Origin of the sequence: Nocardioides daedukensis (assembly GCF_013408415.1) — a bacterium.
Taxonomy (GTDB): Bacteria; Actinomycetota; Actinomycetes; order Propionibacteriales; family Nocardioidaceae; genus Nocardioides; species Nocardioides daedukensis.
Genome location: NZ_JACCAA010000001.1, coordinates 2,795,718 through 2,813,942, shown reverse-complemented (window position 1 = coordinate 2,813,942; position 18,225 = coordinate 2,795,718). Strand labels below are relative to the sequence as shown.

The window sequence follows — 18,225 nt, the reverse complement described above, 5'->3', positions numbered from 1 at the left end:
AGCGGTGTCACGGTGTCGGGACCTTACGATACTGAAAACAGTACGCTAGGCTGGACTTGCGTATCAATCCATGAACCACCGGGAGTGAATTCGATGACCGCCCGCCGCATCCTGCCCACCGAGGAAGCCGCCGACCTGCTCAAGCTGGTCCGCGACCTCGCCACCCGCGAGCTCCTTCCGCGCGTCGCTGAGGCCGAGGCGACCGAGGCCTTCCCGCGGGACGTCTTCACCCTCCTGGGCCGCACCGGCCTGCTCGGCCTGCCCTATCCGGAGGAGTTCGGTGGCGGCGGTCAGCCCTACGAGGTCTATCTCCAGGTGCTCGAGGAGATCGCGGCGGTCTGGTCGAGCGTCGGCGTCGGCGTCTCCGTGCACGCACTCTCCTGCTTCGGTCTGTTCGAGCACGGCACCGAGGAGCAGAAGCAGAAGTGGCTCCCCGACATGCTCGGCGGCGAACTGCTCGGCGCCTACTGCCTCTCCGAGGCACACGCCGGCTCGGATCCCGCCGCCATGCGGACCACCGCCAAGCGCGTCGGTGACGAATATGTCCTCAACGGCGCGAAGGCGTGGACCACGCACGGCGGCAACGCCGACTTCTACAAGCTGATGGCGCGCACCTCGGACGACCGCAACGGCATCTCCTGCTTCCTGATCCCCGCCGACACACCCGGACTCGTCTCGGACCCGCCGGAGAAAAAGATGGGCCTGACCGGTTCGCACACGACCACGATGCGCCTGGACGACGTACGCATCCCGGTCGAGCGTCGACTCGGCGCCGAGGGTGACGGACTCAAGATCGCCCTGGCCGGCCTCGACTCGGGCCGACTCGGCATCGCCGCCGTCGCCACCGGACTCGCCCAGGGCGCCCTGGACCACGCGGTCGCCTATGCCAAGACCCGCGAGACGTTCGGCAAGAAGATCATCGACCACCAGGGCCTGGCGTTCGTGCTGGCCGACATGGAGGCCGCGATCCAGTCGTCGCGGGCGATGGTCCTGCACGCCGCCCGTCTCAAGGACCGGGGCGAGCCGTTCGGTCGCGAGGCATCCATTGCGAAGATGGTGGCCACCGACAACGCGATGAAGGTGACCACCGACGCCGTGCAGGTGCTCGGCGGCTATGGCTACACCCGCGACTTCCCGGTCGAGCGCTTCATGCGCGAAGCGAAGGTCATGCAGATCTTCGAGGGCACGAACCAGATCCAGCGGATGGTGATCAGCCGCGCGCTGGCAGGCGACAACAACGGAATCATCAAGGAGAGCAACTGATGCAGGTCGAGAACACCGCAGCAATCGTCACCGGAGCAGCCTCGGGCCTCGGCGCGGCCACCGCCGCCGAGCTGGCCGCCCAGGGCGCCCAGGTCTATGGCTTCGACCTGCCCTCGTCGATCGAGGGCGCACCCGAGGTCAAGGGCCTCACCTACGTCCCGGTCGACGTGACCGACCCCGAGCAGGTCGCCGACGCCGTCAACCAGGCCGCCGCCGACCCGACCGCCCCGCTGCGCATCGTCGTCAACTGCGCCGGCATCGGCCCGTCTTCGCGGATCCTGTCGAAGAAGGGCGTCCACGACCTCGCGCTCTACGCCAAGATCGTCCAGGTCAACCTGATCGGCTCGTTCAACGTGTTGGCACTGGCGTCGGAGAAGATCGCCGAGACCGAGGCGCTGGAGCACAACGCCCGTGGCGTCATCATCAACACCGCCTCGGTCGCGGCCTACGAGGGCCAGATCGGGCAGGCGGCGTACTCGTCGTCAAAGGGCGGCATCGTCGGCCTCAACCTGCCGGCCGCGCGCGACCTCGCGCAATATGGCATCCGGGTGAACACGATTGCCCCCGGCATCGTCGAGACCCCGATGCTCGCCACCGTCGCCGAGGAGTTCCGCAAGCAACTGGCTGCCGGCATCCCCTTCCCGCAGCGCCTGGGCCGCCCGGAGGAATATGCGCAGCTCGCGCTCTTCCTGATCACCCACGACTACCTCAACGGTGAGGTCGTCCGGATGGACGGCGCGCTGCGGATGGCGCCGCGCTGACCTGAAGCTCCACGTATGAGGGCGGCGTACCGTTGGACATGCAGTTCAGCGGTACGCCGCCCTCTTGCGTCGCCAACCACGGCAGTTCGGGTGACGCAGACGCGTCGTCGCGCCCGGGTCAGGAGGCTCGACGTTCGAACTGCCGTATTTCGGCACACCATTCGGCGACGGCGACGATGATGTCCCCGACTTCTTGCTGACGATGCATCACGTCGTTCCACAGGAACCGGAGCACGATCCAGCGCTCCAGCGTCAGGGTCGTGTAGCGACGTACGTCGTTGTCGAAGGGCTGCCGGTCACCGTGATAGGCCCACGACTCCGCCTCCAGAGCCAGACGCAGGTCGTTGCTCCCCAGATCTGCGCAGATGAACTCGTGGCAACGCAACTGCGGCTCGAGCCGGACCCCACGGTCCAGCGCAATGGCGCGCAGCACGGACTCGAACGGGTTCGCCGCACGCCGGTCGGCCTCCCGGGCAACTCGGACTGCCTTCGATCGACCGCTCCGCGGCGATGCCTCCGCCGCGGCAAGGAGTTGCGTCCGGGTGACCTTGCCCTGGCGCAGCGCCGAGTCGGCGACGGCAAGGGCAGCGTCAAACGGCAGCGCCCGCGCGCAGTCGATGACCGTGCGCGGGACCGACGTGATCCGGGCGCTGGCCTCCTCCGCGGCCACCCCCGCGTAGTGAACGTCGACACCAGCGCCGCGCTGCGGTGAGAGCTTGCGTCCGCGAGGGACCGTAACCGTGGGCAAAGCCGGCGGAGACTTGACCTTCAGGCCCCAGAGCATCGCCGCGCTCAGGTGTGAGACGACCCCGTTGACCCGCGCGGCTGCCTGCCACGCCTCGTCGACGACGGGCAGCGTGTAGCGACCCCGGGAGAGACGAGTAATCTCCCCGGCGCGCACGGCGTTCTTGATTTTCCGGTGAGTGACCATCCTGCGCAGCGCACGGCTGTCGGCGATCCCACCGAGCTGGGTCAGTGCCTGCTGCGCATCCATGACGGGAGTCTGCGGCGACGCAGCCCCGCGCGCGAACGGTCATCCACAGGTCCGCAACTACGGCAGTTCAACACCACAGCCGGAGATCGCAGGCACGACAGTCCGGATTGAGCCACGAACCGCCGTACTTGGTGCGCGCGGCGGAGGTCAGCGGGCGATGAACAGGATCTCGTCGCGTCCGTATTCCATCCCCGGGTGGTCTGCCGCGAGGTGGGCCTGGGTCTTCTCGACGAGGTCGTCCTCGTTCTCACCCTGGATGTATTCGCCGCAGGGGCAGTTCAGCTTGGTCTTCATGGCCGTCACGATACGGCGTTCAGCGAAGCAGTGCGCCGAAGCGACGGTTCATGTCGGTGATCGCCTCGGCCGCCGCCGGCGAGAAGGTGCCCATGTCCACGAACCCGTGGATCAGGCCGGGGCAATGCACGGAATCCACCGGTACGCCGGCCGCGGCCAGCGCCTCGGCATGGGCCAGGCCCTCGTCGCGCAGCGGGTCGAACTCCGCGGTGACCACCACCGCCGGCGGCAGTCCCGGCCGGATGCCACGCAACGGTGAGTGGCGTACGTCGTCAGCGTCCAGCGACGCCCCGGCGGCGTACTGCATGAAGAACCAGGTCATCGTCGCCATGTCGAGGAAGTAGCCCTCGGCGTTCGAGGTCCGCGAGTCATAGGAACCGAGCATGTCGACCGCGGGATAGATCAGCAGCTGCGCCGCGACGCCCGGGACCTCGGCGGCGACGATGGCGGACAGGTTGCCGCCGGCCGAGTCGCCGGCCACGCCCAGAACGGTGGAGCCGCCGAAGGAGTCGAGATTGGCGGCGACGAACTCAGCAGCGGCGATCGCGTCCTGATAGGCAGCCGGGAACGGGTGCTCGGGCGCCATCCGATAGTCCACCGCGACGACCACCGAGGAGGTGTCGACGCACAGCCGGCGGCAGACGTTGTCGTGGGTGTCGAGCGAGCCGATCACGAAGCCGCCGCCGTGGAAGAACAGCACCGTCGGCACCGGCCCCTCGACCTCGGGCCGATAGACGCGGGCGGGGAGGTCGGCAACGCTCGTGTCGGTCACCGAACCGACCGGCACCGGCCCGTCCGGACCGATCGAGGCGGCGGCCATGGCGGCGTACCCCTTGCGCGCGTCCTCCACGGATCCCTCGTGCATCGGCGGATAGCCGGACTGCTCGAGGAAGGACAGGAGCGAGGCGATGCCGGGGTCGAGTGCCATGGGAAGAACCTAGCGTCAACAACTGCCGGCTCGGCGCACGTGAGTCAGGGAATGAGGATGATCTTCCCGCGCACGTGCCCGGCCTCGCTGTGCAGGTGCGCCTCGGTAACCGCGAGCAGGTCGAAGCGCGAGTCGATCTCGACCGAGTAGCCCTCCAGCCCCAGCACGTAGGGCACACCGGCCCGGCGCAGCGCCTTCTCCTCGTCCGTCAAAGGGTCCGGCGAACCACCCAGCCAGGCGCGGATCCCGAAGGCAGAAGCATCGGCCCCGCGCACGATCGTCCCGATCCGTTCCGGAGCGGCGACGGCCAGCGACACCGAGATCGCCTCGTCGGTGCCGGCGCAGTCGAGTACGACGTCTACGGTGCCCGCGTCGCGCACCCGCTCCAACAGCCCTTCCCCATAAGCCAGCGGGACCGCACCCAACTCGGTGAGCCGCGCGTGGTTGCTCGGTGAGGCGGTCGCGATCACCTGGGCACCCATCGCTCGGGCGATCTGGATCGCCGCCTGCCCGACGCCACCCGAGCCACCGTGCACCAACAGGGTCTCCCCCTTCGCGAGTCCCAGCGAGGTGAGCACCTGGTAGGCCGTGCCGACAGGGACTCCGAGTGCCGCACCGTCGGCGAAGTCCCAGTTCGACGGCAACTTGTCCAGGCAAGAAGAAGGCACCGAGACGTGGGTGGCATAGACCCCCGACGCCTCGCTGATCACCACCCTGTCGCCCGGCGCCCAGTCGGGCACGGCCGAATTGACCACCACGCCTGCACCGTCGGAGCCCAGTCGCCACGGGCCGTCCCCGGGCAGCGGGCGGATCCCCGAGCGCAGCTTCCACTCCAACGGGTTCACGCCGATCGCGCGCATCTCGACGACGACCTCGCCGGGACCGGGGGTGGGCTCGGGCGCCTCGACCACCCGAAGCACGTCGGCATCACCTGGGCGGGAGAACTGGACGATCTGGGCCATGGCCAAGAATCTAGCCCGTGCCCGAACCACCCCGGAGCGGACGGACCGGCGCCGGGCTAGCGGGACAGCCACTCCAGCAGCCCCGCGACCAGCGCCTTGGCGTATGACGACCGCCCGCGCGCCGTGGTCATCCTGCGGGCATCCGCGGGGTTGCGCATGTTGCCCAGCTCGACCATCACGGTCGGGATCCGGGAATGGTTCAAGGTGGCCAGGTCGCGACGCGAATCGAGACCGTCACCACCCGCGATGTAGGTCGCGACCGGGAACGAGGCGGACAGCGACCTCTTCAGCGCCTTCGCCAGCGCAAGGGACTCAGCCGACTGCGACTGGCCGGGGGCGGTGATCAGGTGGAACCCGGCCGCAGACTCCGGTCCGCCGTCGGCGTGGATGCTGAGCTTCAGCACGGTGGCAGAGTCAGAGGCAGAGCCAGAGCCGGAGGCCAGCGAGTTCCCCTTCTGTCCCCGTTCGTCGACGCACGGGCCCCACTCGGACTCGGAGTTCGACTCGCGGGTCAGCACGACTCGGGCGCCGAGCGCGCGCAGCTCGCGGCGCACCATCGAGGCGACCGACCAGGTGAACGACGACTCCGGATAGCCGGAGTTCGTCGAGGCCCCGACGGTGTTGCAGGCCTTGGTCGACCCCGCGCCGTCGGGCACGGGCGCGTTCACCGACGAGGCGAACCGCGAGTTACCCAGCCGGTGGCCGGGGTCGAGCACGACCACGACGCCGTCCCACACGGAAGCGGCTGAGGTCGACGGCGAGGGAGCAGAGGAGCCGGCCGAAGCCTCAGTTCCGGGCGCCGACGGCGACTCGGTCGACGTACACCCAGCGACGCAGAGCAACGCCGAGGCCGCCAGAAGTGCCCCCGCCCGTCCCATGCAAATGAGTCTACGGAGTGCGCGCGCAGCCCACGTCACCTATGAGATCGCCCCTCGTTGATAGAGCGTCCTCCCAACCCAGAAAAGGCGATACGCGCCAATGACAGATACGTCGATGTCGGGCGACACCCTCGTCCGCCCTTTGATCCTCGAGCGCGTGCGTATTCGCAGCAGCCGCAAGCGCAGTCGCCATACCCGCTTCAAGCACTGGGTCCGGCGGCACAAGGCGCTCTCCACGTTGATCGTGGTCGCGCTGCTCCTGCTCGCGCTCCTGATCGCGTGGCTGATCCACCTCAACCGGCAACTCGGCGAGATCGATCGGTTCCCACTGAACCTCGACCGCGACGGACGTCCGGCACAGGGCGTCGGGACCAACATCCTGCTGCTGGGACTCGACGACAACGACTACCTCGACGACGTCGGACCGGACATGCACGAGCTCGTGGAGGGCGAACAGTGGCAGGCCGGGGCATTCCGCTCGGACGCGATCATGGTGCTGCACATCAACCAGGACCGGCAGCAGGCGCAGCTGATCTCGATCCCGCGGGACTCATGGGTCACCGTGCCGGGGCACGGGAAGAACAAGATCAACGCGGCGCTCAGCCTGGGCGGCCCCGAGCTCGCGGCCCGGACCGTGGAGGACACCTTCGACCTCTACCTCGACCACGTGATGCTGATCGACTTCCAGGGTTTCCGCGACCTGAGCGACATCCTCGACGGCGTGAAGGTCAACGTCAGCGAGACCACCACGGACACCTTGAGCGGGAAGGTCTGGGCGGCCGGCCCGCACGACCTGAAGGGCAACGACGCGTTGCTGTTCGTGCGCCAGCGCTATGGCCTGGCCGGCGGCGACTTCGACCGGATGCACCGCCAGCAGGCGTTCCTCAAGGCCGTCCTGGACGGGGTCGTCTCGCGCGGCACGGTGTTCAACCCGGTCCGGATCACCAGGCTGGCCGACGAGGCCTCCGAGCTGGTCGCGGTCGACGAGCACTTCACCACCAAGAAGATGCGTGCCCTGGCGATCAGCAGCCGCGGGCTGCGCAGTCACGCGATGCGCTTCCTGACCGTGCCCAACCTGGGCTCCGGCACCGTCGGCAAGGCGAGCGTGGTGAAGCTCGACATGGCCAAGGCCACGGAGATGTTCGCCGCCGTCGAAGCCGACCGGTTCGAGGGCTGGTATGCGCACAACGAGGTCGACGAGATGGCTGCCAACGGCGTGGTCGACTGACCACTGATGGACACAAGCGCTGCCCGGCCGGTTACGGGGGGATCGACCGGGCAGCGCGTCTGTGGGGTGGTCACGGCGACGGGCCGATCGCGGTGATGCGACAGCATGCTGTCCTCACCCTCGGCGCCCTCCCCGGCTCCACTGTCCCAATTGTTCCACGGCTGGCAAGCCCCCCACACCTGAAGCGACGGATGCCACACTGTGCCTGTGCCTTCCCTGTCTGAGTCCTCCCACCCTGAAGCCCCGTCCGCATCGCTCCCCCAGCACTGCCCGACGCCGCGCGAGCTGGACGATCTGGAGCTGCTCGTCTCCGGCGCCCTCGCCCCGCTGACCGGTTTCAACGAGCCGGGTTCCCCAGTCACGCTGTCCCTCCCGGACGAACTCGTCGGCCATGAGATCGAGCTGGTCGACCCCGAAGGCTTCCCGATCGCACGCCTGGACGAGCGCGGCAGCGTGGAGTCGTTGACCCCGCCCGAGCACGGGCCCTTCCGCCGCCTGCATCTCACGCCCGGCGAGGTGCGCGAGCGCCATCACGGCGCCACCTTCGTGCCCGTCTCCGGGGCGCTCACCGATGCCGACGTCACCTCGCTGGCCGGCCTCGGCACGGTGGTGCTGTTGGCACTGTGCGGGACCGGTACGCCGATCGGTCTGACGCCGGTGGGCCTGATCCGGTCGGCGTTGGCCGCCGCCGAGACACTGCCCGACGCCCATGTCGTCGCCGTCCCGCTCGCCTCCCACGGCGACCCGACCGCTGACCACCTGCTCGGTCACCAAGTGGTCGACAACTACGCCGCCGGCGACCCGGTCCATGCGTTGACCGAGGACCCCGAGCGGTCGAGAGGCGAGAACGACAGCAAGCAGGGCCAGGTCATCTTCTTCACCGGCCTGTCAGGTAGCGGCAAGTCCACCATCGCCCGCGCGCTCGGTGACCGTCTCCTCGAGGACGGCGAGACGGTCACCAGCCTCGACGGGGACGTCGTACGCCGCAATCTCTCCGCCGGCCTCTCGTTCTCCAAACAGGACCGCGAGACCAACATCCGTCGCATCGGCTGGGTGGCCGCCGAGATCGCCCGCCACGGTGGCGTCGCCATCTGCTCGCCGATCGCGCCGTTCGACGAGACCCGCAAGCAGGTGCGCGAGATGGTCGAGCAGGCCGGTGGCGACTTCGTCCTGGTTCACGTCGCCACCCCGCTCGAGGAGTGCGAGCGCCGCGACCGCAAAGGTCTCTATGCCAAGGCGCGCGCCGGCGAGATCGGAGAGTTCACCGGCATCTCCTCGCCGTACGAGGTCCCCGAGGATGCCGACGTCGTCGACACCACGGGGCGGAGCATCGAGGACGCGCTCAACGACGTGCTCGAGATCCTCTGACCTCGAGCAGCGAAGCAGGCAACCTCACCAAGCAGGCGCACTCGCCAAGTAGTGCTCATCATTCGTCCCGATCAACCCCAGCAGATAAGCCCCATAGCCCGACTTCACCAGCGGCTCGGCGACCTCGAGCAGCTCCGCATCCGAGAGCCACCCCGCACGCCAGGCGATCTCCTCGGGCGCACCGATCTTCATCCCCTGGCGCGACTCGATCGTGCGCACATAGTTCGACGCATCGTTGAGGGAGTCGAAGGTCCCGGTGTCGAGCCATGCGGTCCCCCGCGGGAGCACGTCGACCTGCAGCAGGCCCTCGTCGAGGTAGGTCCGGATCAGGTCGGTGATCTCCAGCTCGCCACGCGCCGAAGGTTCCAGGGAAGCAGCTCGCGAGACCACGGTGTTGTCGAAGAAGTAGAGCCCCGGCACTGCATAGCGCGACCGCGGCACGGCGGGCTTCTCCTCCAGCGACAACGCGCGGCCGGCCGCGTCGAACTCGATCACGCCATAGGCTGACGGGTCGTTCATCTGATAACCGAACACGGCAGCCCCGGAGATCGACCCGAACCGGCTCAACGTCCGCCCGAGCCCGGTCCCATAGAAGATGTTGTCGCCCAGCACCAGGGCCACGTTGTCCGACCCGATGTGCTCGGCTCCCAGCAGGAACGCCTGCGGCAGACCGTCCGGGGACACCTGCACCTCATAGCTCAGCGAGATCCCGAACCGGGACCCGTCACCGAGCAGCCGCTGGAAGGCGGGCGCGTCCTCGGGGGTGGTGATGATCAGGATGTCGCGGATGCCGGCGAGCATCAGCGTGGACAGCGGGTAGTAGATCATCGGCTTGTCATAGACCGGCACCAGCTGCTTGCTCACACCCAACGTGATCGGGTGCAGCCGCGATCCGGTGCCACCCGCGAGGATGATCCCCTTCATGTTCTGCTGCATGCGTTGATCAACGACGAAGTCCTCGGAAAGTCTCTACGCTGACCCACATGAACCGCATCCTGGTCACCGGCGGGGCCGGCTTCATCGGCTCCAACTTTGTCCACCACGTCGTGGCGCACACCGATGCCCGGGTGACCGTGCTGGACAAGATGACCTATGCCGCGTCTCGTGACGCGTTGGCCGATCTGCCCGAGAATCGTGTCGATCTCGTGGTCGGCGACATCACCGACCACGCGCTCGTCGATGACCTGATCGGCAGGTCCGACGCCGTCGTCCACTTCGCCGCCGAGTCCCACAACGACAACTCCCTGGCCGACCCGAGCCCGTTCATCCAGACCAACATCGTCGGCACCTTCACCCTTCTCGAGGCCGTACGCCGTCACGGCACCAGGCTCCACCACGTCTCCACCGACGAGGTGTATGGCGACCTCGAGCTCGACGACCCGCTCCGCTTCACCGAGGCCACGCCCTACAACCCGAGCAGCCCCTACTCCGCCTCCAAGGCAGCCTCGGACCACCTGGTCCGCGCCTGGGTGCGCAGCTTCGGTGTCGAGGCCACGCTGAGCAACTGCTCCAACAACTACGGTCCGTGGCAGCACGTGGAGAAGTTCATCCCCCGCCAGATCACCAACGTCCTCATCGGCAGCAGGGCGAAGCTCTATGGCGCAGGGCTCAACGTGCGCGACTGGATCCACACCGAGGACCACTCCTCCGCGGTCCTCACCATCCTCCAGCACGGACAGGTCGGCGAGACCTACCTGATCGGCGCTGACGGGGAGCGCAACAACCTCGACGTCGTACGCCGCATCCTGGCGCTGCTGGGTCGCGACGAGGACGACTTCGACCATGTCGCCGACCGCTCCGGCCACGACCTGCGCTATGCGATCGACTCCACGAAGCTGCGCACCGAGCTCGGCTGGACGCCCCGGTTCACCGACTTCGAGTCAGGCCTGGCCGACACCGTGAAGTGGTACCAGACCCACGAGCACTGGTGGCGCCCGCACAAGGAAGCCACCGAGGCGGCCTACGCCGCCAAGGGTCAATAGGGCCCTCAGTCGACGGGTCGGAGCAAAGTCAGTCGCGCGCGTTCTGCTGGGCGACGCTGTTCGGGCTCATCTCGCACAGCGCCGCCATCGCACGCGTGACCAGCTCACGCTCGCCACGGTCGGGCAGTGCATGGATCTCGTCCGGATAGACCGGCGGGACCGGAGTGTGCGAGACCAACGGGTGCTCGGGTCGGACATCCTTCGGCTCGTCGTCGGCGAAGAGCTCCTCGTGCATCTTCTCGCCGGGTCGCAGACCGGTGAACTCGATCCGGACGTCGTTGCCGGACTGCGCGATGAGCTGGTTGGCGACGTCGAGAATCTTGATCGGCTCCCCCATGTCGAGGACCAGCGCCTCACCCGGACGTCCGATGGCGCCGGCCTGGATGACCAGCTGGCACGCTTCTTCGATCGTCATGAAGAAGCGGGTCACCTCGGGGTCGGTCACCGTGACCGGACCACCGGCGGCGATCTGCTTGGCGAAGGCCGTCAGGACCGAGCCGCGCGAGCCGAGCACGTTGCCGAACCGGACCGACAGATAGGTGCCGGGAGAGTGCTGGGCGTGCGCCGCGGTGATCCGCTCGGCGATCCGCTTCGAATAACCCAGCACCGACGTCGGGTTGGCCGCCTTGTCGGTCGAGATATTGACGAAACGCTCGACATCCACCATCTCGGCTGCCTGGAGCACGTTCCAGGTCCCGTGGATGTTCGTCTTGAGGGCCTCGGCGGGATATTGCTCCAGCATCGGCAGATGCTTGAGCGCCGCCGCGTGGAAGACCACCTGCGGACGACGATCGGCGAAGATCTTCTTCAGCGCATCCAGGTCACGGATGTCGTTGAGAACCACGTCGTTGGAGTCGAGCAGGGCACGGCCGTGGATGGAGAGCTGCACGGCGTGTAGTGCGGACTCGTCGCGGTCCAACATCATCAGCTCGGCCGGCTCGAAGCGGTACAGCTGACGGCAGAGCTCGGAGCCGATCGACCCGCCAGCACCGGTGACCAGGATGCGCTTGCCCTTGACATAGTCGGCGATCGAGTCAACGTCGGTGTCGAGCTGATTGCGGCCCAGCACGTCGGTGAGGTTGATGTCGCGCAGGTCGCGGATGCCGACGTGGTCGGTGAGCATCTGGGTCGTGGCCGGGAGCACCTTGACGTCGATCTTGGCCTTGGCGGCACGCGTGGAGACGTCGGCGATCGTCTGGGCTGAGGCACTCGGGATCGCCACAACGACCGCCGTGGCCCCAGTCTTCGAGGCCACCCTGTCGAGGGCGTCCAGGTTGCCCACGACCGGGACATTGCGGATCCGGCGGTGCTTCTTGGCCGGGTCGTCGTCCAGCATCGCGACGGGGCGCCAGCGGGACTGGGGGTCGCGGAGCATCGAGCCGATGATCTCGCGGCCCGCCTCACCGGCTCCGATCACGATCACCGGAGTCGCGCCCTCACTGCCCCGGAGCGTCCGCATGTCGTCGTGCTCGCGCATCCAACGGAACGCGGCCCGCACCCAGGAGGCGACCACCAGCGTCGAGAAGGCAGCTGCAGCCGGCAGGCTGCGCGGAACCCAGATGCCGAAGAGGTTGACCACAAAGATCAGACCGCCGACGCTCATCGTGACCGCGCCGAGCAGGATCATTTCATAGAAGCTCGCAAGTGCCGCGCGACCCTCGTGGAGCCGGACGAAGCGACCGATCAGCAGGTGGAGCCCGGCGCAGATGAATCCGACGATCACGACCTCGAGCCACGGGACCTTGCCCAGGTCCGAGCCCATCCGCAGCAAGCCGAAGATCAGGAACGATCCGATCCACGCTGTCGAGTCCGCGATGCCGAGCACGGTTGCCCGATGGCTGCGCAGATTGGCTTCGATGTCGCTCATGGATAATCCCCCCGGATTGATTTGGCCGGCCGAAACGGGACGACAGTCCCGGGCACAATCAATGATTGTGCTCCCCAACGGCCACCAATGGCCAGCCACGAGCTGAATATGAGACGTCCATCCGCTGCAAATGATCCAAATGGGTCATGCAGCCCGCCCGTGAGCGCTCCAGCCGTTATGGTTGAGCCGCTTCATGCACTCAACAGACGGGGACAGCACCAACCGTGGAACTCAAGGACTACCTCCGGATCCTGCGCCGTCGATGGACCACCATTGTGGCGTTCATGATCTTGGCGGTCGCGGCCGCTGCAGCGCTCACCTTCACCGCCACCCCGCAATATGCCTCCACCGCACGCCTCTTCGTCTCCACATCTCCCTCGGACACCGCGGACGCCTATCAGGGCAACCTGTTCGCCACGCAGCGGGTGGCGTCGTACGCCGACATCGTCGGCAGCCGTCAGCTCGGAGACCGTGTCGCAGACGCTCTCGGTGGCGACTATGACGGTGACGCGCTGGCCGGCAAGGTCAAGGCGGTCGTGGTCCCGGAGACGGTGATCCTGGAGATCACCGCCACCGACACCGACCCGGAGACAGCTCGCGACATCGCCCAGGCCTATGCCGAGGGGCTCAGCGCCACGGTTGCCGACCTGGAGACCCCCGACGGTGGCGAGACCGCGCTGATCAAGGCCTCGATCGTCGACGACGCCCGCACCAACTCCGCTCCGGTCTCGCCGAACATTCCGCGCAACATGGGCCTTGCCCTCGTCCTGGGCCTGCTCCTCGGGATCGGCGTCGCCGTCCTGCGCGAGATGCTCGACACCAGCGTCGCCAATGCGGACGACGTCGCCCAAGCCACCAGCGCCCCGGTGGTCGGCAACATCTTCAACGACCCTGCATCGCTTAAGTTGAGTCCGGCGCAGGCCCTCGACGACGCCACCCCGTGGGCAGAGGCCTTCCGGGTGCTGCGCACCAACATGCAGTTCGTCCAGGTCGACTCACCGACGAAGGTCTTCGTGGTCTCCAGCTCGCTGCCCGCAGAGGGCAAGTCGACGACCGCATTGAACCTGGCCGTCACCTTGGCCATGGCGAACCAGCGCGTGGTGCTGATCGAGGCGGACCTGCGCCGGCCGTTGATCGCCGAGCGGATGGGTCTGGTCGGGGCTGTCGGCACCACCTCGGTGCTGGTCGGGAAGATCGACCTCGATGACGCGCTGCAGGACTATGAGGACACCGGCCTCAAGGTGCTGACCAGCGGTCCGATCCCGCCGAACCCCTCCGAGCTGCTGCAGTCGCACGCGATGGAGCGCCTGCTCGCCGACCTGCGAGCGCGCTTCGAGGTGGTGATCATCGATGCACCGCCGCTGCTGCCCGTCACCGACGCCGCGCTGATCGCAAATCAGGCAGACGGCGCGTTCGTCGTCGTCCGCCACGGCAAGACCACCAAGGACCAGCTCTCGCATGCCGTGGATCGCTTGGAGGCCGTGGACGCCAAGGTGCTCGGTGTGGTGATCAACATGACGCCGCAGAAGAAGCGCGGCGGAGCCTATGGATATGGCTACGGGTATGGCTATGGATATGGCTATGCGCCGGATCCTGCCAAGCTGGCCGCCCAGGAGGAGGAGGCACTGGCCGACCCCGGCGACACGATCAGCGCCGCCGAGTCAGCTCAGCCAGCGCCGGACGGACATCGACGAGGAAAACGATCGCGGCGATAGCGCCGATCAGCTGCAGGATGCCCAGCGGTGAGGCGTTGAGGAAGAGCAACTGCGCCGCCAGGCCGAGCCCCAGGATTGCCAGCCACGCCGGCTTGGTCAACTTGCCGGCGGCCGAATAGGCCTCGCCAGAGAACATCAGTGCGCTGACGAAGGCGAAGGCCTTCACAGCCAACGCGATGAGCGTGATCGCCAACATGAAGTAGCTCTGGGCTACGAAGACCTCAAACACGCCCCCAGCCTACGCAACAGCCCCGCCGGTTCAGGAAACCAGCGGGGCTGTTCACTCAGAAGAGCATCAACTGCTCTTGCACAGGTTCTCTTCAGGCCTTCTTGGTTGCCGGAGTCTTCTTCGCGGCCGGGGCCTTCTGCGCAGCAGTCTTCTTCGCGGCGGGCGCCTTCTTGGCCGGCGCCTTCTTGGCGGGGGCCTTCTTGGCGGCCGGTTTGGCGGTGCCAGTGGCACTGCTGACCGACGCGGTGACGGTGGTCTTGGTCTTCTTCGAGTCGGCGTCGACGGCGATCTCGACCTTGCGGAGCTTGGCCACGGCCTTCTCGCCGCGCTTGACGAGATCGGTGTAGGTCTCGTTGGCCTCGGCGAGCGCCTCGGTCACGCGGGCCTGCGCCTTGGCGGGAAGGGCCTTGGCCTCGTCCTGGAGTTCGACGATCTGCGCCTCGAACTTGGCCTGCGCCTTCTTGGCCTCGTCCTGGAGCTCGGCGAGCTTGGTCTCGAGCCGAGCCTGGGCGTCCTTGGCTTCCTTGGTCAGGGTGTCCACTCGCGACGACACCAGGCTCTGCGCCTGCTTGTTGAGGCTCTTGGGCTCATAGTCGAAGGCGGCGACCTTCTTCTGGACGCCGTTGACGCGCGCCTGCGCGTCGGCAACGTAGAGACGGGCCGCCTCGACGGCGAGGTCGGTGGCGCCGACGGTCGCATAGAACGGGCGGACTGCTTCGGACTTGATGTCGAACTTGGCCTTGGCCATCTCGATCTCCTATTCGTTGCCGGTCGGCAGTTTGTCGGCCGTCCCGGTGGTGGGGTGGGTTGCTTCATCCCCGCGCACCACATCGCTGTCCTGGCCATTGAGCGCCAGGAACGACGAGTAGACGTCGAGGAGGGACTGCTTCTGTCGCTCGGTCAGCTTCGAGTCGGCGAGGATCGCCAACTCCACCGAGCCGCCGGCACCGTCCTCGAGACTGAGGATCCCGGCGCGGATGTAGAGCTGCTCGGCGGAAATGCGGAGCGCCTTCGCGAGCTGTTGAAGCACGTCGGCAGAGGGCTTGCGCAGACCACGTTCGATCTGGCTGAGATAGGGGTTGGACACACCCGCCTGCTCGGCAAGTTGCCTCAGCGAGAGCTGAGCGGTGGTCCGCTGCTCCTTGAGGTAGTCGCCCAACGTCTCGACGGTCTTGGAGACCTTGCCCTTTGCCATGCCTCCAGTGTGCTAACAAAAGTTAGCAAGATCAAGCCCGCGAGCGCAGAAGTGGCCCGTTTCACTATCGAAATAAGGGCGATTGACTGGCAAGCAACTGCTAGCACAGGGCTGCAATCCGGGCCGTGGGACGCGCGGGCATGAACCACAGCAGGGACACCAGCGGGGAAGACGCCGGTGGCACACGACGTACTGCGGCCGTCTCGGAGCGCGGATATGGTGGGGCCGAGGATCCGAGAGAGAGCATGGTTGACCTCATGACTGCACCACATTCGGACTATCGGCTGAGCCAGCTCGACCAGCTCGAGGCCGAGTCCATCCACATCTTCCGCGAGGTGGCCTCCGAGTTCGAGAAGCCGGTCCTGCTCTTCTCGGGCGGCAAGGACTCCATCGTCATGCTGCGGCTGGCGGAGAAGGCCTTCTATCCGGCCAAGATCCCGTTTCCCTTGATGCAGGTCGACACTGGCTTCGACTTCCCCGAGGTGCTCGCCACCCGGGACGCCTGGGTGGACCGCCTGAGCATCCGGATGATCGTGGCCAGCGTTGACGACGCGATCGCCGACGGCGTCGTGGTCGACGACGGCAAGACGAGTCGCAACCGACTCCAGATCGGCACCCTGCTCAACGGCATCGAGGAGCACGGCTTCACCGCCGCCTTCGGTGGTGGCCGCAGGGATGAGGAGAAGGCCCGCGCCAAGGAGCGCGTCTATTCCCATCGCGATGAGTTCGGCCAGTGGGACCCCAAGATGCAGCGTCCCGAGCTGTGGAGTCTCTACAACGGCAAGATCCGCGAGGGCGAGCACATGCGGATCTTCCCGCTCTCCAACTGGACCGAGCTCGACATCTGGCACTACATCCACCAGGAGCAGATCGAGATCCCCTCGATCTACTTCTCCCACGAGCGCGAGATCATCGAGCGCGACGGGATGCTGCTCTCCGCCAGTGATGCGGTGCAGCCCAAGGGCAACGAGACCATCGAGAAGCGCACGGTTCGCTTCCGCACTGTTGGCGACATGACGCTGACCGGCTGCGTCGAGAGCACCGCCGCCAACACCGCCCAGATCATCGACGAGATCGCCATCGCCCGGGTCACCGAGCGCGGCGCCACCCGTGGCGACGACCGGTTCTCCGAGGCCGCCATGGAAGACCGGAAGAAGGAGGGCTACTTCTGATGGCCGCCCAGACCAGTGACCAGATCATCGAGCAGCCCTCCCCCGAGGCGCTCAACCCCAACATGGACCTGCTCCGCTTCGCGACCGCCGGCTCGGTGGATGACGGCAAGTCGACCCTGATCGGCCGGCTCCTGCTCGACTCGAAGGCGATCTTCGAGGACCAGCTCGAGGCAGTTGAGGCGACCAGTCAGTCCAAGGGATATGACTACACCGACCTCGCTCTACTCACGGACGGTCTGCGCTCCGAGCGGGAGCAGGGCATCACCATCGATGTCGCCTACCGCTACTTCGCGACCCCGAACCGCAAGTTCATCATCGCCGACACCCCCGGGCACGCGCAGTACACCCGCAACATGGTCACCGGCGCCTCCACCGCTGACCTGGGCATCGTGCTGGTCGACGCTCGCCACGGTCTGACCGAGCAGTCCCGTCGGCACGCTGTCCTGCTCTCCCTGCTCCGAGTCCCGCACCTGGTGCTCGCCGTGAACAAGATGGACCTGGTCGACTTCGACCAGGAGACCTACACCAAGATCCACCAGGAGTTCACCGCCTTCGCAACGAAGCTGAACATCCCGGACCTGGAGATCATCCCAATCTCCGCGCTTCAGGGCGACAACGTGGTGAACCGCTCCGAGAACATGCCCTGGTATCAGGGCCCCTCACTCATGCACCACCTCGAGCACGTTCACGTCGCCTCCGACCGCGACCTGGTCGATGTCCGCTTCCCGGTGCAGTTCGTCGTGCGCCCCAAGTCGGACGAGCACCACGACTACCGCGGCTATGGCGGCATGGTCGCCGGTGGCGTCCTGCGCCCCGGCGACGAGGTCATCGTGCTCCCCTCGGGCATGACCAGCAAGATCGCCGGCATCGACCTCTTCGACCAGGAAGTGTCCGAGGCCTTCCCGCCGATGTCGGTCACCGTCCGCCTCGAGGACGACCTCGACGTCTCCCGCGGCGACATGATCGCCCGCGTGCGCAACGCCCCGACACCCAGCCAGGACATCGACGCGATGGTCTGCTGGATGACCAACGAGCCCCTGCGCCCGCGCCAGAAGCTCGCCATCAAGCACACCACCCGCACCGGACGCGCGCTGGTCAAGGACGTCCAATATCGGATGGACGTCAACACCCTGCACCGCGACCAGGAGACCAAGGAGCTCGGGCTCAACGAGATCGGACGGGTGCAGTTCCGCACTACCGTTCCTCTGCTCTGCGACCCCTACTCGAAGAACCGAACGACAGGTTCTTTCATCTTGATCGACGAAGCCACCGGGGTCACGGTGGGTGCGGGAATGATCAACGGCTGAGCGGCGTTCAGGGCTGGCAGCGAGCGTTGCCTTGATCCAATCCGCGTGACCTGCCGCTCAGCTGTTGTAGTCATGCACATTC

At 67.0% G+C, this 18,225-nt stretch carries 18 protein-coding genes; 8 read left to right on the top strand and 10 right to left on the bottom strand.

The window, feature by feature from the left end; translation table 11 throughout:
• Positions 1-93 precede the first annotated feature (93 nt).
• Entirely contained in the window at positions 94-1,263 is a 1,170-nt protein-coding gene (locus tag BJ980_RS13890; RefSeq protein ID WP_179502840.1) for an acyl-CoA dehydrogenase family protein, read from the top strand.
• Positions 1,263-2,024 (top strand): SDR family oxidoreductase, encoded by a 762-nt coding sequence (locus tag BJ980_RS13885; RefSeq protein WP_179502839.1) that lies wholly within the window; start codon positions 1,263-1,265, stop codon positions 2,022-2,024. Before BJ980_RS13890 ends, BJ980_RS13885 begins: the two co-directional genes overlap by 1 nt.
• Positions 2,025-2,142: 118 nt before the next feature.
• Here BJ980_RS13885 and BJ980_RS13880 read toward each other — a convergent pair whose 3' ends face one another.
• The 5 genes from BJ980_RS13880 to BJ980_RS13860 all read right to left on the bottom strand — a co-directional run bounded on the left by BJ980_RS13880 (position 2,143) and on the right by BJ980_RS13860 (position 6,080).
• On the bottom strand, positions 2,143-3,018 hold the full coding sequence (locus tag BJ980_RS13880) for a PDDEXK family nuclease (protein ID WP_179502838.1): 876 nt from the start codon (positions 3,016-3,018) through the stop codon (positions 2,143-2,145).
• A 147-nt stretch (positions 3,019-3,165) separates the two neighbouring features.
• On the bottom strand, positions 3,166-3,312 hold the full coding sequence (locus BJ980_RS13875; RefSeq protein ID WP_179502837.1) for a DUF1059 domain-containing protein: 147 nt from the start codon (positions 3,310-3,312) through the stop codon (positions 3,166-3,168).
• A 19-nt stretch (positions 3,313-3,331) separates the two neighbouring features.
• A complete protein-coding gene (locus BJ980_RS13870) occupies positions 3,332-4,240 on the bottom strand; it encodes an alpha/beta hydrolase (protein ID WP_179502836.1) in 909 nt (302 codons plus the stop codon).
• Between the two features lie 44 nt (positions 4,241-4,284).
• Positions 4,285-5,202: a quinone oxidoreductase family protein gene (locus BJ980_RS13865; RefSeq protein WP_179502835.1), complete on the bottom strand. Its 918-nt coding sequence runs from the start codon at positions 5,200-5,202 to the stop codon at positions 4,285-4,287.
• Positions 5,203-5,258: 56 nt separating this feature from the next.
• Entirely contained in the window at positions 5,259-6,080 is an 822-nt protein-coding gene (locus BJ980_RS13860) for an N-acetylmuramoyl-L-alanine amidase (RefSeq protein ID WP_179502834.1), read from the bottom strand.
• A gap of 157 nt (positions 6,081-6,237) precedes the next feature.
• On the opposite strand from BJ980_RS13860, the gene BJ980_RS13855 reads away from it, so the two are divergent.
• Both BJ980_RS13855 and cysC read left to right on the top strand, forming a co-directional pair.
• Positions 6,238-7,308: an LCP family glycopolymer transferase gene (locus BJ980_RS13855; RefSeq protein ID WP_179502833.1), complete on the top strand. Its 1,071-nt coding sequence runs from the start codon at positions 6,238-6,240 to the stop codon at positions 7,306-7,308.
• A gap of 207 nt (positions 7,309-7,515) precedes the next feature.
• Positions 7,516-8,676: an adenylyl-sulfate kinase gene (gene cysC, locus BJ980_RS13850; RefSeq protein WP_343047814.1), complete on the top strand. Its 1,161-nt coding sequence runs from the start codon at positions 7,516-7,518 to the stop codon at positions 8,674-8,676.
• Positions 8,677-8,700: 24 nt separating this feature from the next.
• Here the strand turns inward: cysC and rfbA are convergent, their stop codons facing one another.
• Positions 8,701-9,600, bottom strand: a complete 900-nt coding sequence (rfbA, locus tag BJ980_RS13845; protein WP_179503913.1) for a glucose-1-phosphate thymidylyltransferase RfbA — start codon at positions 9,598-9,600, stop codon at positions 8,701-8,703.
• Between the two features lie 59 nt (positions 9,601-9,659).
• Between rfbA and rfbB the strand changes: the two genes are divergently transcribed.
• Positions 9,660-10,658, top strand: coding sequence for a dTDP-glucose 4,6-dehydratase (rfbB, locus tag BJ980_RS13840; protein WP_179502832.1), 999 nt, complete (start codon positions 9,660-9,662; stop codon positions 10,656-10,658).
• Between the two features lie 28 nt (positions 10,659-10,686).
• Here the strand turns inward: rfbB and BJ980_RS13835 are convergent, their stop codons facing one another.
• Positions 10,687-12,525: a polysaccharide biosynthesis protein gene (locus BJ980_RS13835; RefSeq protein ID WP_179502831.1), complete on the bottom strand. Its 1,839-nt coding sequence runs from the start codon at positions 12,523-12,525 to the stop codon at positions 10,687-10,689.
• A 224-nt stretch (positions 12,526-12,749) separates the two neighbouring features.
• Between BJ980_RS13835 and BJ980_RS19490 the strand changes: the two genes are divergently transcribed.
• Positions 12,750-14,240, top strand: coding sequence for a polysaccharide biosynthesis tyrosine autokinase (locus BJ980_RS19490; RefSeq protein ID WP_179502830.1), 1,491 nt, complete (start codon positions 12,750-12,752; stop codon positions 14,238-14,240).
• Here the strand turns inward: BJ980_RS19490 and BJ980_RS13825 are convergent.
• The 3 genes from BJ980_RS13825 to BJ980_RS13815 all read right to left on the bottom strand — a co-directional run bounded on the left by BJ980_RS13825 (position 14,173) and on the right by BJ980_RS13815 (position 15,664).
• Positions 14,173-14,469, bottom strand: coding sequence for a DUF2516 family protein (locus tag BJ980_RS13825; RefSeq protein WP_218855512.1), 297 nt, complete (start codon positions 14,467-14,469; stop codon positions 14,173-14,175). The genes BJ980_RS19490 and BJ980_RS13825 overlap by 68 nt on opposite strands.
• 91 nt (positions 14,470-14,560) lie before the next feature.
• On the bottom strand, positions 14,561-15,217 hold the full coding sequence (locus BJ980_RS13820; protein ID WP_179502829.1) for a hypothetical protein: 657 nt from the start codon (positions 15,215-15,217) through the stop codon (positions 14,561-14,563).
• A 9-nt stretch (positions 15,218-15,226) separates the two neighbouring features.
• The gene (locus BJ980_RS13815) at positions 15,227-15,664 is read right to left on the bottom strand and encodes a helix-turn-helix domain-containing protein (protein WP_179502828.1); all 438 of its coding nucleotides are present in this window, start codon (positions 15,662-15,664) and stop codon (positions 15,227-15,229) included.
• A gap of 257 nt (positions 15,665-15,921) precedes the next feature.
• On the opposite strand from BJ980_RS13815, the gene cysD reads away from it, so the two are divergent.
• Together cysD and BJ980_RS13805 are read left to right on the top strand one after the other, a co-directional pair.
• The gene (gene cysD, locus BJ980_RS13810) at positions 15,922-16,836 is read left to right on the top strand and encodes a sulfate adenylyltransferase subunit CysD (protein ID WP_179502827.1); all 915 of its coding nucleotides are present in this window, start codon (positions 15,922-15,924) and stop codon (positions 16,834-16,836) included.
• A gap of 62 nt (positions 16,837-16,898) precedes the next feature.
• Positions 16,899-18,143 (top strand): sulfate adenylyltransferase subunit 1, encoded by a 1,245-nt coding sequence (locus BJ980_RS13805; protein ID WP_218855872.1) that lies wholly within the window; start codon positions 16,899-16,901, stop codon positions 18,141-18,143.
• Positions 18,144-18,225: the final 82 nt, after the last annotated feature.